General features: G+C 70.5%; 11 protein-coding genes and 2 pseudogenes. 10 read left to right on the forward strand and 3 right to left on the reverse strand.

Going from position 1 to position 15,356, the window contains the following annotated elements:
* Window positions 1-636: 636 nt before the first annotated feature.
* The 3 genes from AXW62_RS04510 to AXW62_RS04520 form a co-directional block, all read right to left on the reverse strand.
* Window positions 637-1,893, reverse strand: coding sequence for an MFS transporter (locus AXW62_RS04510; protein ID WP_252368497.1), 1,257 nt, complete (start codon window positions 1,891-1,893; stop codon window positions 637-639).
* A gap of 626 nt (window positions 1,894-2,519) precedes the next feature.
* Window positions 2,520-2,942, reverse strand: coding sequence for a RidA family protein (locus AXW62_RS04515; RefSeq protein WP_060943334.1), 423 nt, complete (start codon window positions 2,940-2,942; stop codon window positions 2,520-2,522).
* 68 nt (window positions 2,943-3,010) lie between these two features.
* The gene (locus AXW62_RS04520; protein WP_030840286.1) at window positions 3,011-3,685 is read right to left on the reverse strand and encodes an HD domain-containing protein; all 675 of its coding nucleotides are present in this window, start codon (window positions 3,683-3,685) and stop codon (window positions 3,011-3,013) included.
* A gap of 71 nt (window positions 3,686-3,756) precedes the next feature.
* On the opposite strand from AXW62_RS04520, the pseudogene AXW62_RS04525 reads away from it, so the two are divergent.
* The 10 genes and pseudogenes from AXW62_RS04525 to AXW62_RS04560 all read left to right on the forward strand — a co-directional run bounded on the left by AXW62_RS04525 (window position 3,757) and on the right by AXW62_RS04560 (window position 15,353).
* Window positions 3,757-4,736, forward strand: a pseudogene (locus tag AXW62_RS04525) (GlxA family transcriptional regulator).
* Window positions 4,737-5,295: 559 nt separating this feature from the next.
* Window positions 5,296-5,808: a MarR family winged helix-turn-helix transcriptional regulator gene (locus AXW62_RS04530; RefSeq protein ID WP_060943335.1), complete on the forward strand. Its 513-nt coding sequence runs from the start codon at window positions 5,296-5,298 to the stop codon at window positions 5,806-5,808.
* An 11-nt stretch (window positions 5,809-5,819) separates the two neighbouring features.
* A complete protein-coding gene (locus tag AXW62_RS04535; protein WP_252368498.1) occupies window positions 5,820-6,956 on the forward strand; it encodes an SDR family NAD(P)-dependent oxidoreductase in 1,137 nt (378 codons plus the stop codon).
* Window positions 6,957-7,602: 646 nt separating this feature from the next.
* Window positions 7,603-7,713 carry a NucA/NucB deoxyribonuclease domain-containing protein gene (locus tag AXW62_RS47400; RefSeq protein ID WP_422398428.1) on the forward strand — a complete coding sequence of 37 codons (111 nt, stop codon included), beginning with the start codon at window positions 7,603-7,605 and terminating at the stop codon, window positions 7,711-7,713.
* A gap of 120 nt (window positions 7,714-7,833) precedes the next feature.
* Window positions 7,834-8,361, forward strand: a complete 528-nt coding sequence (locus tag AXW62_RS40445; RefSeq protein WP_079106028.1) for a hypothetical protein — start codon at window positions 7,834-7,836, stop codon at window positions 8,359-8,361.
* Window positions 8,362-8,438: 77 nt separating this feature from the next.
* Window positions 8,439-8,881: pseudogene (locus AXW62_RS04540) on the forward strand (IS701 family transposase); the annotation flags it as partial.
* A gap of 877 nt (window positions 8,882-9,758) precedes the next feature.
* Window positions 9,759-10,784 carry a LacI family DNA-binding transcriptional regulator gene (locus tag AXW62_RS04545; protein WP_060943365.1) on the forward strand — a complete coding sequence of 342 codons (1,026 nt, stop codon included), beginning with the start codon at window positions 9,759-9,761 and terminating at the stop codon, window positions 10,782-10,784.
* Window positions 10,785-10,956: 172 nt separating this feature from the next.
* Complete coding sequence (locus tag AXW62_RS04550; RefSeq protein ID WP_060943336.1) at window positions 10,957-12,555, forward strand: FAD-dependent oxidoreductase; 1,599 nt, start codon at window positions 10,957-10,959, stop codon at window positions 12,553-12,555.
* Between the two features lie 117 nt (window positions 12,556-12,672).
* Window positions 12,673-14,805, forward strand: a complete 2,133-nt coding sequence (locus tag AXW62_RS04555) for a hydantoinase/oxoprolinase family protein (RefSeq protein ID WP_107406224.1) — start codon at window positions 12,673-12,675, stop codon at window positions 14,803-14,805.
* Complete coding sequence (locus tag AXW62_RS04560; protein ID WP_060943338.1) at window positions 14,802-15,353, forward strand: hypothetical protein; 552 nt, start codon at window positions 14,802-14,804, stop codon at window positions 15,351-15,353. The genes AXW62_RS04555 and AXW62_RS04560 overlap by 4 nt, the downstream gene beginning before the upstream one ends.
* The last annotated feature ends 3 nt before the right edge of the window (window positions 15,354-15,356 follow it).

Consider the following 15,356-nt stretch of genomic DNA (forward strand, 5'->3'; position numbering starts at 1 on the left):
CCGGTCCTGGTCGATTGCCTCAGCGGGGCTGCGCGGGGCGGCCGCGGACGTCGTCTCCAGGGCGTTGTGCGGGGCCGCGATGGGGCGGGCGGGCGCGGTGGCGCTCCGCCAGGCGATGTATCCGTTGGGACGCACCAGGGTTGCTCCGTCGTGCGGCGGCGGATGCCTCCGGGACGACGGGGTGGGCGTCGCTGCCGATGAGGACGAACTCGACTCCGACGCCGGTGCGGTGGCCGGCCGCGGTGGCGGCGCGTGACCATCGCGGGTCGGCCGACCGGAGCACCCAGCTACGCCCGAAGAGATCCAGCAGCGATCTCTCGCCCCCGGCGGAGCCGGTGTCGCCGTAGGCGCGGATGGGCAAGTGGGGTGCGCGGGTGCCGGGTTGCCCGGTGCGCAGCAGACGAGACACAGCTGTGCGCGATGCCGTACGCGACGCCTTCGGATCGCTGTGGTGGGCGTTCGCCGAGCGCTCAGGCGCGGACGCCGTCGGGTCAAGACGCTGCCCGGACCGGGCGTGCCCACCAGCGTGCTCGCGCCCTCGACATCGACGGGATCGCGGCGCAGGGGGCGTCGACGGGACCGACGCCCCCTGCGCCGGGGCAGCGCGTACGTTGGAACTCCGGGGCGCCGGCCCCCTCAGCCCGGTGTGTCCTGGCATCCGGCCGCGGCCGGCGCTTTGGGGCGCAGGAGGGCGACCAGCGTCATGACGGCGAGCGCCACCACGAACCACGAATAGTCCCGTGTCGCGGCCGCCAGACCGCCCCCGTGCACGACGAGGACCCCGGCGATGACGGCGGGCAGGCTCATGCCCAGGTAGCAGACCACGTAGACCGCCGACAGAACACCGGCACGCTCGTGCTCCGCGACCAGGGGCACGACGGTACGCATCCCTCCCTGGAAACCGGCCCCGAAACCGACGCCCGCGACGGCGGTGCTGCTGAAGAATCCGACGGTCGAGGACTGGTCGACGGCGACCAGCGTGCCTGTCCCGGCCACCACGAGCATCGCGATGCCGACCAGCATCACCGTGCGGGGTGCCATGCGGCCGAGCACAACGGTCGCCAGCGATCCGACCACGGCGAGCAGGAAGAACCCGAGCGCGCCCAGCACCACCGAGGAGGAGCCGGACAGCTGCCTCGCCAGTGCCGGACCGAGCGATCCGTAGAAACCCGCGAGCGCCCACACGGCGAACAGGATCGGCGCCGCCGCGAGCACCGGGCCGCGCAGGCCGGCGGGCACCGTGAACTCGGGTACGACCGCGGCGCGCGCACCGGGCCTGCGGGACACGGTCTCCGGCATCAGGGCCACCGCGACACCTTGCAGGAGGAAGACGCCGACGAGCAGGAGATAGACCAGGTGGGTGGGCGCCGGCGCATACTGGACCAGCAGCCCGGACAGCAGCGCTCCGGTGCCGGTACCGATTCCCGGCGCGGCCGCGTTGGCCACCGTGCCGCGGCCACGGTCGACGTCGACCATCGCCGCACCGAGCGCGCCGAGCGCCCCACCGGTGGAAACACCTTGCAGTACCCGGCCGGCCAGCAGGGCTCCGACCCCGTCCGCGGTGGTGAGCACCACCATCGCGGCCGTCTGCACCGCGAGCGCGGCCAGCAGCACCGGCCGACGGCCGACGTGGTCGGACAGCCGTCCGAGCACCAGCAGCGCGAGCAGTACGGCGATCGCGTACACGCCGAAGACGACGGTGGTGGTGATCGGCGAGAAGTCCCACATGCGGGCGTAGGCCGCGTACAGCGGGGTCGGTGCGCTGGAGGCGGCCAGGAAGGACACGACGATCGAGGCCAGCAGCACGAGGCTGCCGACGCCGGGACGCCGCGCGGGGACGACGGTCTCGCCGCGCCGCGACGGGCTCTGGGTGGAGGGACGGGCAGGATTCACAGTCAACCTCGATGGGGCGGGGCCGGGCACACCGCGTCGCGGGCGGCGATGTCTTTGGGAGCGGCCGGTACGCGTCCACGGCATCCACGGCGTCCGTGCCGTGCGGCGGCCGGCCGCAGGGGCGTCTTCGTTGAGTCGCGAGCCGTACGGTTCGCCGCGGGGGGCGGTCACCGCGCGGCGTTGTCCGGGCAGGCGGCCACGCCATCCGCGACGTCGGACACCGGCTCGGACACTGGTTGTGGAGTGGATCCCGCCCGGCGAGCAAGCCGCCGACACCGCCGGCTTCGCTGAAGACGACCATGGCGAGGATCTGCAGCGCCGGCGCGGTCAGCGGCACCGGTTTGCGGCCGAGGTGGTCGGAGGTTCTGCCGAGCAGGAGTAGCGCGGCCGGCACGGCGACGGTATACGTGCCGAAGACGATGGTGGTGGTCAGCGAGGAGAAAAGCCATGCGCCCGCGTAACTGGCGTACAGCGGTGTCGGTGCGGCCGCGGAGGCCAGGAACGACACGATCATCGAGGCCAGCAGCGCGAGGGCGGGCAGGCCGGGACGCCCAGCGGTTTTCATGACGGCCTCACGTCAGTCGCCGACGGGCTCGTGGGCCCGGGAGCGGGCCCACGAGCGGCGGCTACCGGGATGCGTCGGGGTACGCGGCGGTCGCGCGGATTTCGACGAGGAGTCCCGGACTGGCGAGGCCGCTGACCCCGATGATCGTCCAGGTCGGGTAGGGCGGTGCGACGAGGCGCTGCTTGGCCTCGATGAAGCCGGGCAGGTGCCGGCGGATGTCGACGTGGTAGCTGGTGACGTCGACGAGGGCGGACAGGTCGAGGTTCTCCAGTCGGAGGATCTCCTCGATTTTCCGGAGGGCGATCTCGGTCTGCTCTTCGATGGTGTCCGGGATGGTGCCGTCGGCGCGGCGACCGATCGTTCCGGCGATGAACAGGAGGCCGTGTGCGCGGACCGCAGCGGAATAGCCGAAGCCCGCGAAGGCGCTGGTGGTCTGCCCGAAGACGGCGTTGCCCTCGGGGACCTCGACGGTGTGGATGGTCATGGCGGTGCTTCCTTTTCTTTGTTGACGAAAGGCAATCTTTGTTGACGAAAGGTGTGGAGTCCGCGGAGTCAGTTGCCCCAGCGGGACGAGCGGCAGGCGTGCTCCATCCGGGTCCGGCCGAAGGTCTGGCGTTCGCGGAGGAATTCGCCGGGGATCGCGTACCGGGGTGCGTTCTTCGGGTTCTTCGCGGCCTGCGCGACGATCGCGTCGGTGAGTGAGCGGATCATGTCCAGCCGTGGATAGGCGGTGTGCACGGCGTCGGCCTGCTCGTCGGTGAGGGCGTCGAGGTGGCCGGCGCCCATTGCGCCGCCGAAGTCGAGGGCGAGGCCTTCGCGGAGGAGCACGCACAGCGTGCCGCGGCGTTCCGCGATGCCCGGGGAGGTGTGCAGGGCGATGGCCTGCCAGACCTGGTCGGCGTCGGCTGCGGGCACTCCGCGGTCGATGAGGAACGCGGCGGCCCGGTCGGCGCCTTCGACCTCGAACCGCTGGCTGTGCGGGCCGTCCGACGCCACGCCGAGGTCGTGCATCGCGCACGCGGCGAACAACAGGTCGTCGTGGTAGTCGTGGCCGGCGGCCAGGCCGAGGCGGCCGGCCACCAGCCGGGCGAACAGGTAGCTGCGGATGCTGTGGTTGAACACGGACGGCGTTTCCACCGGCCGGATGAGGTTCACGACGGCGTCGGCAAGCGGTGTGCCGGGCAGCGTGATCAGGTCGGCGGTCGCCTCGCGGGTAGGTCCGGTCATGTCTTCAGCCTGGCCGCGACCGCCCTGACCTGGCGAGAGGCAAAATTCCCTCACTTCGATAGAATCCTGCCATGACAGTGCATCGAGTCGCGGTCCTGGCGCTGGACGGGGTCACCCCGCTGGACCTGGCGATCCCGACGCAGATCTTCACCACCCGGCCGGAAACCCCCTACGAGATGACCGTATGCGCGCTGGACGCGAAGGTGGCCACCACCGCGGGCTTCGCCCTGATCGCCGGTGGGGATCTGGAGCAGGTGCGCGGCGCCGACACCGTGATCGTGCCGGGATTCGAACCGATACTGCCGCTGCCGGACGCCGTGCTCGGCACGCTGGCCGAGGCCCGCGACCGGGGCAAGCGTGTGGTGTCGATCTGCACGGGCCCTTCGCACTGGCCGCGGCGGGCGTGCTGGACGGGCTGCACGCCACGACCCACTGGAAACACATCGACGAGTTCGAGCGGGACTTCCCGGCCGTCGAGGTCGACCGCGACGTGCTCTACGTCGACGAGGGCGACGTGCTCACCTCGGCCGGGGTGTGCTGCGGCATCGACCTGTGTCTGCACCTCGTACGCCGCGACCTGGGAGCGGTGGTGGCCAACGAGATCGCCCGCGGTCTGGTGGCCGCCCCACACCGGGACGGCGGGCAGGCCCAGTACGTGCCGGCTCCCGTCGCGACGGCCGGTGAGGCGTCGCTGTCCGGTACCCGGGAATGGGCCCTGCACCGGCTCGGCGAGCCACTCACGCTGCGCGTGCTCGCCCGGCACGCGGGCCTTTCGCAGCGGACCTTCATGCGCCGGTTCACCGAGGAGACGGGCACGACCCCGTTGCAGTGGTTGCAGGGCGCCCGCCTCAGCAGGGCACGGGAACTGCTGGAAACCACGGACCACTCGGTGGACCGGGTGGCGCGGGAGTGCGGACTGGGCACGGCAGCCAACCTGCGGCTGCACTTTCGGCGGGCACTGGGCACCACCCCCACCGCCTACCGCCGCACCTTCGGGCGCTCGACGTCGCACAGTCCGGCCTGTTCACCAGCAGGCCAGCGCTCGCACTGAAAATCGCACCGCCCGACCAGTTGTGAGAGCGGCCTTCACTTCTTCAGGTGAGGCGCTCCGGCGGAGCTGAGGCGGGTCAGTGCGTTTCCGGTGGCCTGGACCGGGTGGTGGCGCGGGAGGACTCCCCGGTGCGGGAACCGTGGATTGCCGCGACGCTCGCGTTCGTCTCAGGCGGTGCCAGTCTGGTCGACCTGCCGCAGCGCTTCGGACAGTTCGCCAGGGTCAACACACCGGGGGCGGGTGGGGCGTGGGGTGCTGAGCCACGTGGCGGAGACGGAGCCGTGCAGGCCGCTCGGCATCAGCAGCCACGAGCCGGTGGTCAGGGAGCGGGTGCCCTGAGCGGTGCACCGGTGGGCGGTGCCGGCGGGGACGTGGACGATGAGCTCGTGGCGGACGTAGTCGGCCAGGACGTGTCCGGGTCATCGATCGGCGGGGGCAAGGGGTGCAGCGGTCTGGCGTTGGCGATGCCCTGGTGTGGTCGGTGTCTGTTGTGGAACTGGACAGGTTGGTTGCGCATGCATGCATTGAGAAAGCTTTCTTGATGAACTAATCTCGAAGAGTGTTCGATCCCATCGAGGTACCGCCACCACCCGGCCCCGTCGTTGAGTTCGCTCAGCACGTCGGACGGCTGCACTCGCTGCTGGACAGGGTCGTCGTGTCGGCCGCGGGCAGCTGCCACTTGTCGCGCGCAGAGTTCGACGTCCTCGTCGCACTCGCGGCGCAGTCCGACGGCCTTCGCCCGCGGCAGCTTTCGGAAGGTCTGCTGCTGACCACGGGCGGCCTGAGCAATATTCTCCGTCGACTGCAGCGTGAGGGTTACATCGAACGGCAATGTGAGCCCTCGGACCGGCGAGGCCGCATGATCCGCATCACTGCTACGGGAATGGCGTTGGCGCGGGAAGCGACTTTTCGTGTCAATGCGAGTATTGAGCGACTGCTCGCCCCTGTTGACCGCATGCACCTGGACCAGGCCAACGCGCACCTTCATCTGATGCTGAGCGATCTCGGCGAGGACGGGCCAGTCCACCGGCTGCAAGGAAAGGTTTGCCCTGCTCAGCAGGGCAAGCAGTGAAGGAAAACAGAGTGCCTGTTTATCAAAAGCGTACGTACCATCTGGCATCGGAGTCCGCCGTACCTGACTACCTGGAACGGTGGGAGGCTCATATAGCGACGCTGGCCGAGTTCAACGTCGTGACACACGGGTTCTCCCGGGTGCCTGGAAACCCGAAGGCCGTCGTCGCCCTGGTCAGCTTCCAGGACGGAGACGATCCCCGCACGGTTATCCGCGACTACATGGAAAGTGAAGGCTTCCGGCGCGACATGGCGGGCTTCGACATGTCGCAGATCGAACGGGTGGACACACTCCTCCTCGATCCCGTGGACACGGTTGAGGAGTTGTCCACAGTAGGCGGCGAGAGCCACAGCCGTCCGGCGCCCGGCGGGAGTGCACGGCTCGCAGGCAAGGTCGCGCTCATTACCGGAGGTGCCCGTGGCCAGGGCGAGGCCGAAGCACGTCGGTTCGCCCGCGAGGGCGCGATCGTCTACCTGTGCGATCTTCTCGCCGAGCAGGGCGAGAAGGTCGCGGAGGAGATCCGCATGGCTGGGGGCAAGGCTCACTTCAAAGTGCTCGATGTCACCGACCCCGCGCAATGGAACCGGGTGATCAGTGAGGTCGAAGCGGAGACGGGCCGCCTCGACATCCTCATCAACAACGCCGGGACCAATGTCCGCCATTCACTCACCGCCACTTCGCGCGAGGCGTGGGACACCATCCTCGACGTCAATCTGACGGGACAGTTCCTCGGTATGCAGGCCTGCGCGCCGTTGATGGAGCGGACGGGCGGCGGAAGCATCATCAATATCGGGTCCACGGCAGGAATCATGGGTCATCCTGTCGCCGCATACTCCTCCTCCAAGTGGGGAGTGCGAGGGATGACCAAGTCCGCGGCCATCGATCTCGCCGCGAAGGGGATTCGGGTCAACGCCATGCATCCGGGCGTGGTCGACACCCCGATGATGGATTCGGGAAGCACCCTATTCAAGAGTCTGGTGAGCATGACTGCCCTCGGCCGCGCGGCAGACGCGGATGAGATGGCTTCGGCCGCACTTTTCCTCGCAAGCGATGACTCCAGCTTCGTGACCGGAATCGACTTGCCGGTCGACGGAGGTTTCAGCGAACTCGCCGCCTACGGTGAGATCTGGAACAGAATCAACAGCTGACCCCCGCTGTTTCCTCACCTCGATCTTCCATGAGGGCCCGTCATCTTCCCGTCGGGCCCTTACGCTTGTTCGAGCCGGAAATTCTGTGAATGGGCAGACCGATTGTACGACTGCCGCACCGGGTAGACGCCGGGTTCACAGCTCCGGCCGTCGTGGTGCCGCTTGAAGGACGGAGTGCAGCTGGTCAGCCGGGTGCGGCAGTGCTTCGAGCCAGCCAAGGGCGTCTGTGAAGACGCCAGTCCCGTGCCGGTGCTGTTGCGAGGCGCAGGCGGCCTCCCCGTCTCAACACTGCCCGTCGTTGCGTGCGCTCGAGCCTCGGGCTTTCACCAGGTAGGGCGTCCGGTAGAGGTTTTCCCGTAACTGGTAGGGGGGTTGGTGTTGGCTGGGCATGGGTGGGGTGATCTCACCTTGACTCTGTCGGGGATCTTGGTGTCGGCGGAGTCAACTGTCCAGGAACCAGCCGCCTGAGGGTCCGCCGCAGCGTGACGCCGCACCGGTGGGCTCGCATTGCGCACCTGACGACGCCCCGAGCGGACCTTCCCTTCCTTTCTAGGTAAAACCGCACCCGGAGAAAAGGGACCCTTGCATCGTCTCGTTGACGCAAAAAAGCAGCAAGATAACCGCGATCATTCCATCGCCGAGTGTAATGACGTCTTGGGGCAACTGCAGCGGAACAGACTTGCAGTGCGACGAGTACCCTTTCGCCTCTGCCGAAGAGGGATCCAACAAGGCGACGACCGATACTCCGTCCGCCTGATCGAGAGTACCGACAACGAAGCAGGCGGGCGGCGACTCAACTCGATGTACACTCTCAATCGGATCCTCGACGGTGATCCGTTCTACGTGAAGATCACTAACTAAGAGAAGGGCTCGCCCTATGGGGCTCGTCGCCGAGTACAGCGTCGACGCCACTCCAGGAAGTCGATTCACCGAAATTTATGACGCAGACGCTTACCTCGACGATGCAGCTGCCATGGACGCTGCACGACATCAGGTGGTAGCCGGCAATGGCTACCACCTGTATCTACACAGCCTCCAAGCCGATATCCCCGTCCGGATCACTATTCGGATTTGGGATGCACCACCACCATGTCCTCCGTCCGACGCCGAAGGAAGCACCACCGTCACCATCGAATCCGCAACCGGGAACCTTGTAATAAATCAGCTCACCTACGGTCCTGCAGGTGCCATGGACCTCCCCCGTGCTGGATTCTACGAAGGGTTTTCCTGGTGGACGGGTCGACAAGCCATGCGCGACTACTACGACACCGTCCTCAGTCAACTAGCTGATTCCGGTCGGAGCGCCCGACTCCCGAATAACTGGCGACATACGCAAAACACTGAGCGCTACTTCCTCGACCTGATGTGGGTACGTGAGCCACAGTCGCTCGACGACGATCTGTGAAAGGCGTTCGTCCTCCACGTCCTAGTAGAACTCCGTTAGGTCTGTGTGTCGACCTTGTTCAGGGGCATGGTGAGTAGGTGGACGCACATGAAGTGAACCGTGTACGGGCGATGCTGGCGTTATACGTGGCTGATGTGTTCGCCTCGGCACCACGCAAGAACCAGCGGGCAAGAGCGACTGCTATCTGCGGGGACTGATGACGGACGGGGCGGTCAAATCCATCCAGGCCATGGCTTCGCGGCTGCCGGACGGCAATGAGCAGAACCTGCAGCAGTTCGTGAACCAGTCCACGTGGGATCCGGTGCCGGTGCGCCGGCGGATCGCGGAGCGGATGGTGCCGCAGATCGCCCCGGACGCCTGGGCGGTCGATGATGTGTCATTCCCCAAGGACGGCAGGATGTCGGTCGGCGTCGCCCACCAGTACTGCGGTGCGCTGGGCAAGCAGGCCAACTGCCAGGGGCCGTCAGCGTGCACGCGGTGTTCGACACGGCCTCGTGCCCGCTGAACTGGCAGCTGTACCTGCCCCGGGCGGACCCACTTCGAAGGCCGCTCCTGGAACGGTTGGTACCACCACGCCACCCTCGTCACCGCCGCCCACGCCTTCCTCACCGAGCAGCACTGGCCCCAAAAGCCGACATACCGCACTCTGATGAGCGTGCTGTGCTGGAACGCTGGACGCGGCGGGCGAACTCCGCCCAGCCTCTGGCGTTACGGGCTCACAACCACCCCCGCTGGCGCGGGGCCGACGTGCGGGGCCCGGTTTCCCTGATTGTCCGTCAGGAACCACCCCCGCTGGCGCGGGGCCGACCAGGAATACGAATCCCTCCCGACCGGTATCGAGGAACCACCCCCGCTGGCGCGGGGCCGACGCCTCGGCCAGCAGGGCGCGGGTGGACCAGGACGAACCACCCCCGCTGGCGCGGGGCCGACACTTGCTGACCTGGGACTCTACTCCCGGTCAACGCCGTTTTCCTTCAGTTGGAGGTTGGCGTGAGCAGCGCCAGCGGGCCGTCTAGCGCGGTCGTGAGGACAGGTCTCGTGGTCATGTTGGAGATGATCTCAGAGGTGAGGTCTAGCGCGAAGTGCATTGCGTGGGAGGCCGGAGCAGCGGGGTGACCAGGTCGCTCCCATGCCGGCAATCGATGGCTCTGTCCCTGCCGAATACCTCATCCGGGACCGGGACAGGTGTGGACCCCCGATCCGGTGCGAAGACCTGACGCACAGGGCTTGACCCGCTCCGTCCGCTGCCTGCAGGGTGCTGGTTATGCGCATAAGTAATGCGCATAACCAGCACCCTCGATGAGAAGGACGCAAGCGTGGAGCAGTCGCGGAAGCGGGCGAAGCGAGGCCGTAACACCGGCTCCGCGGGCCGCACCTCCCGGCCCCGGCAGGCCGAGGTGGCGCAGCTCGCCGGGGTCTCCCAGGCCACCGTCTCGCTCGTGCTGTCGGCGCGTACGGACGGCAAGGCCGCGACGATCTCCAAGGAGACGCGGCAGCGCGTCCTCGACGCCGCCCGCAGCCTCGGGTACGCGCACGACCCGGCGGCGCGGCGGCTGGCCGCCGTGCGCAACAACCTCCTCGGCGTCTTCAGCTTCACCGCGACGTTCCCGACGGATGTGCAGCACTCGTACTACCCGTTCCTCGTCGGTGTGGAGCAGGAGGCGGCGGCCCGCGGCTTCGACCTGGTGCTCTTCACCGGATCGAGCAGCGGCGGAGCGGGCGCGGCGGGGCCGGACGCGCTGAGCCGGGTGCGCCTGGCCGACGGCTGCCTCTTCCTCGGCCGCCACGTGCCGCGTGCGGAGCTGAAGCGGCTGGTGGCCGACGGCTTCCCGGTGGTCCATCTGGGCCGGCGCGACGAGCTGGAGGGGCTGGCCTGGGTCGGCGCCGACTACCTCAGCGCCAGCCGCGCCGTCGTGGCGCACCTGGCGGCACTGGGCCACCGGCGCATCGTCCTGGTGCGCGAGGACGACGACGCCCCGGCGTCCGCGGACCGCGAGCGCGGCTTCCTGGAGGGGCTCGAGGAGACCGGTGCCGAGACCGGCCCGGCGGCGGTGCTGCGCTGCGCCGACCCGGTGCACGAGGTGACGGCGGAGCGGGTGCGCGCGCTGGTCGCGGACGGGGTGACGGCGTTCGTCGCGGAGGAGACGGACACCGGTGCGGCCTGGCGGGCGCTGGACGCGGCCGTCCGGGAGGCGGGGCTCGACTGCCCCGGGGACGTCTCGCTGGCCCTGCTCGGCAGTCCGCCGCCGGACCTGGCCGGGGGGCTCGTGCCCACGGGGTTCGACGTGCCCCGGCACCAGCTCGGCGCCGCCGCCGTACGGCTCCTCGCCGCCCTGGTCGCCGGTGAGCAGGTGCACGAGCCGTTGGTGGCCTGCGAGTTCCGGACCGGCGCGACGGCGGGGCCACCCGGCCGTCGGCCATGACACCCCCGGACCTCGGGTCCCCCGGACCTCGGGTCCCCCGGACCTCGGGTCCCCCGGACCTCGGGTCCCCCGGACCTCGGGCCCCCCGGACCTCGGGCCCTCCGGGCCCCCGGCCGGCCCGGCCAACACCCCCCTGACACCCAAGGCACCACCCTCACCCCCGAGGAGCACCGTGAGAGCAGAACCGGACATCCTGATCGTCGGTGGCGGCCTCGGCGGCGTCGCCGCCGCGCTCGCCGCCTGCCGGGCCGGCCGGCGCGTCGTGATGACCGAGGAGACCGACTGGATCGGCGGCCAGCTCACCGCGCAGGCAGTGCCGCCGGACGAGCACCCCTGGGTGGAGCAGTTCGGCACGACGGCGACCTACCGCGCCCTGCGCGAGGGCATCCGCGCGTACTACCGCCAGTGGTACCCGCTGCGCGCCGAGGCGCGGGGGCTCGCGGAGCTGAACCCGGGGGCCGGCCGGGTCAGCAAGCTGTGCCACGAACCGCGGGTGGCGCTGGCCGTGCTGGAGGGCATGCTCGCCCCGTTCCGGGCCGCCGGTCTGCTGACCGTCCTGACCGAGCACCGCGCCCTGTCGGCCGAGACGGACGGCGATGTGATCCGCGCGGTGACCGTGCGCGACCTGCGCGGCGGTGAGCCGACCACGTTCACCGCCCGGTATGTCATCGACGCCACCGAGACCGGTGAACTGCTGGCGCTCGCCGGAGTGGAGCACGCGGCCGGGGCCGAGGCGCAGGACGAGTTCGGTGAGCCGCACGCCCCCGCCGAGGCGCGGCCGGACAATCAGCAGGGCATCACGGTGTGTTTCGCGCTCTCGCACCATGAAGGCGAGGACCACACCGTGGAGCGGCCCGAGACGTACGACTTCTGGCGTTCCTACCGGCCCGGCTTCTGGCCGGGGCCGCTGCTCGGCTTCGAGGCGCCCGACCCGCGCACCCTGGAGCCCGTGCCCCGCACCTTCGTGCCCAACCCGGACCTCGACCCGCTGGCGGTCAGCGCCGACCAGAGCGCCGACGCCGGGGACAAGGAGCTGTGGGGGTTCCGCCGGATCCTCGCCCGCGGGCTGCACCGGCCGGGCGCCTTCGGCTCGGACATCACCCTCGTCAACTGGCCGCTGAACGACTACTGGCTCAAGCCGTACATCGGCCAGGAGGCCGAAGCCCTGCGCGAGGCCCGTCAGTTGTCGCTGTCGGTGCTGTACTGGCTCCAGACGGAGGCGCCGCGTGCGGACGGCGGCACCGGGTTCCCGGGCCTGCGTATCCGCCCGGACGTCACCGGCACCGCGGACGGCCTGGCCAAGGCGGCCTATGTGCGCGAGTCGCGGCGCATCAAGGCGGTGACGACCGTGATCGAGCAGGATGTCGCGATCGACGTCGTCGGGGTGTACGGCAGGACCCGCTACCGCGACTCGGTCGGGGTCGGCGGCTACCGCATCGACCTGCACCCCTCGACGGGCGGGGACACCTACATCGACATCGGCTCCGTGCCGTTCGAGATCCCGCTCGGCGCGCTGGTGCCGCGCAGGGTGCGCAACCTGCTGCCCGCCGGGAAGAACATCGGCACCACGCACATCACCAACGGCTGCTACCGGCTGCACCCGGTCGAGTGGAACGTCGGAGAGGTCGCCGGCGCCCTCGCCGCCCACTGCCTGGACGAGGGGGTCGAACCGCACCAGGTGCAGGCCGAGGACAAGCGGTTCGAGGAGTTCGGCCGCCTCCTGGACCGCTGGGGCGTGCAGCGCCGCTGGCCCGATGTCCGCGGCTACTGACCCGGCCCGCCGCGTCACCGGCCCCCGCCTCACCGGCCCCCGCGTCACCGCCCACTTTCCCTGGTAGCCCCCCACGTCTTCGACCCACCCATGTCAACGCACAAGGAGGTGCCCGCCATGACTCCAGACCGTCGCATCCGCGTCGGTATCGACGTGGGCGGCACGTTCACCGACGCCGTGGCGGTCGACGCCGCCACGCTGACCCTGGTGGGCCAGGTGAAGGTGCCCACCAGCCACCACCACGAGGACGGCGTCGCCCACGGTATCGTCCAGGCGCTGCGGCGGCTCCTGGACGAGTCCGGGCGCACCGCGTCCGACGTGGTCTTCCTGGCCCACGGCACGACGCAGGCCACCAACGCCCTGCTGGAGGGCGACGTCGCCAAGGTCGGCCTGATCGGGATCGGCGCCGGCCCCGGCGCGGTGGTCACCCGGCGGCTCGCTTCCTTCGGCAAGCTCGAACTCACCCCCGGCAAGCGGCTCCCGCTGGCCTACGCCCATGTGGCCGACCCCTTCGACGAGGCCGCGGTGCTGGCGGCCGTGGAGCGGGTGCGCGCGGACGGGGCCGATGTCCTCGTCGCCACCGAGCCGTTCGGCGTGGACCGGCCCGAGGGCGAGCGGGCCGTCCTCGACGCCGCGCGGAGGACCGGCCTGCCGCTGGCCGCCGCCCACGAGATCACCTCGATGTACGGACTGCACAAGCGGACGCGGACGGCGGTGGTCAACGCCGCGATCCTGCCCCGGATGCTCACCACGGCCGACCTGGTGGACGCGTCCATCACGAAGGCCGGTGTGACGGCCCCGCTGATGGTGATGCGCTGCGACGGCGGCGTCATGTCCCTGGACGAGATGCGCCGCCGCCCCCTTCTGACGGTCCTGTCGGGCCCGGCGGCGGGCGTCGCCGGGGCGCTGATGCGGGAGCGGATCAGCGAGGGCCTGTTCCTGGAGACGGGCGGCACCTCCACCGACATCAGCGTCGTACGGCGGGGCAGGGTCGCCGTGCGCCAGGCCACGATCCTCGGCAGGCCCTCGTACCTGAACGCGCTCGACGTCCGCACCGTCGGCGTCGGCGGCGGTTCCATGGTGCGTGTCTCCGGCGGCCGGGTGGTCGGCGTCGGCCCGCGCAGCGCCCACATCGCGGGCCTGCCCTACGCCTGCTTCGCCTCGCCCGGCGACCTGCGCGACGCCCGGGTGGCCACGGTCCGGCCGATGGCCGGCGACCCCGGCGACTACCTGGTCCTGGACGCCGCAGGCGGCCGCTTCGCGGTCACCATGACCTGTGCGGCCAACGCCCTCGGGCGGGTCAGCGAGGGGGACTTCGCACGCGCCGACCAGGAGGTGGCGCGGGCCGCCCTCGCCCCGGTGGCCGCCGCGCTCGGCACGGACGTGGCCGGTGCGGCACGGGCGGTGCTCGACGCGGGCACCGAACAGGTCGGGACGGTGGTGGAGGCGATGATCCGCGACTACCGCCTGGACCGCGACACCGCACTCCTCGTGGGCGGCGGCGGGGGAGCGGCGGCGGTGACGCCGCACCTGGCCGCCTCCCTCGGGCTCGAAGGACGCATCGCCCGGCACAGCGAGGTCATCAGCCCCATCGGGGTGGCGCTGGCGCTGGTGCGCGAACAGGTCGAGCGCATCGTGCCCGGCGCCACCCAGGAACAGATCCTCGCGGTACGCGCCGAGGCCGAACAGGCCGTCGTCGCACAGGGCGCCGCCGCCGACGGCGTCGAGGTGGAGGTGACCGTCGACCCGCAGACCAACACCGTCCGGGCGGTCGCCACGGGCGCCACCGAACTGCGCACCCAGGACCGCTCCCACCGCGCCGACGCCGATGAGCGGCTGCGCGCCGCCGCCACCAGCCTCAAGACGGCGGAGGCACAGGTGCGGGTGCTGGCGGGGACGGGCGCGTACACGGTGTACGGCACCGAGGTACGGCGCCGGCTGCGGGCCGACCGCCACCCGGTGCGCGTGGTCGACGCGGACGGCGTGGTGCGGCTCGGCGCGCCGGACGCCCGGGTGGCGACCATGACCGTCGCGGAGTCCGGCGAGGCACTGGCCGCACTGGTGCGTGACACCACCTCCTACGGCGACGGAGGGGTGCGGGCCCCCGCGGTACGGCTCCTGGTCGGCGGCCGGATCGCGGACCTCTCCGGCGTCCTCGACCCCGAGGCGCTGCTGGCGCTGGCCCGCACCGAACTGCGCCCGCGCGGATCCGGGGAGCCGGTCGTCGCCGTCGTGGAGTCCCGGACATGAACGACGACCACGACCTGGACCTCGCGGTACGCCTCCTCGCGGGCACCCCCACGCACGAGGGCCGCGACCCCGCGCTGCTCGGCCAATGGGCCCGTACCGCCTCGGAGTTCGGCCGCCGGATGACCGTGCGGCACCAGACCGTCCGGGTGGTCGAGCGGGACGGCGGACTGGAGGCCGGGCTGTTCGCCCGCTACCGGTCCCGGCCGCCGGTCGTCGAGGTGTACGCCGACACCGTGGCACGCGCCGAGCGGCTGGTCGCCGAGCGCGGCTGGCGCCACTGGTTCCCGGAAGGGTCGGTGCGCGCCGCCGCCCTCGCCCACGAGCAGGCGCACGCCTGGCTCCACCACGCCCCGGTGCGCGCGGAGTTCAAGCGCGCGCTCGGCCACACGGCACTGCGGCTCGGGCGGCGCCGCCTGTACGCGTACGTCGCGGGCGCGGACGAGATCGCCGCGCACGCCTACGCCCAGACCGCGTGCGGCCTGGGCCGCAGCCCTCTGCTGCTCACGGAGGCGCTGGCCGCCGCCGTGTCCTTCGAAAGCGAGAACTGACCG

The organism is Streptomyces hygroscopicus subsp. hygroscopicus (genome assembly GCF_001553455.1).
GTDB classification, from domain to species: Bacteria; Actinomycetota; Actinomycetes; order Streptomycetales; family Streptomycetaceae; genus Streptomyces; species Streptomyces hygroscopicus.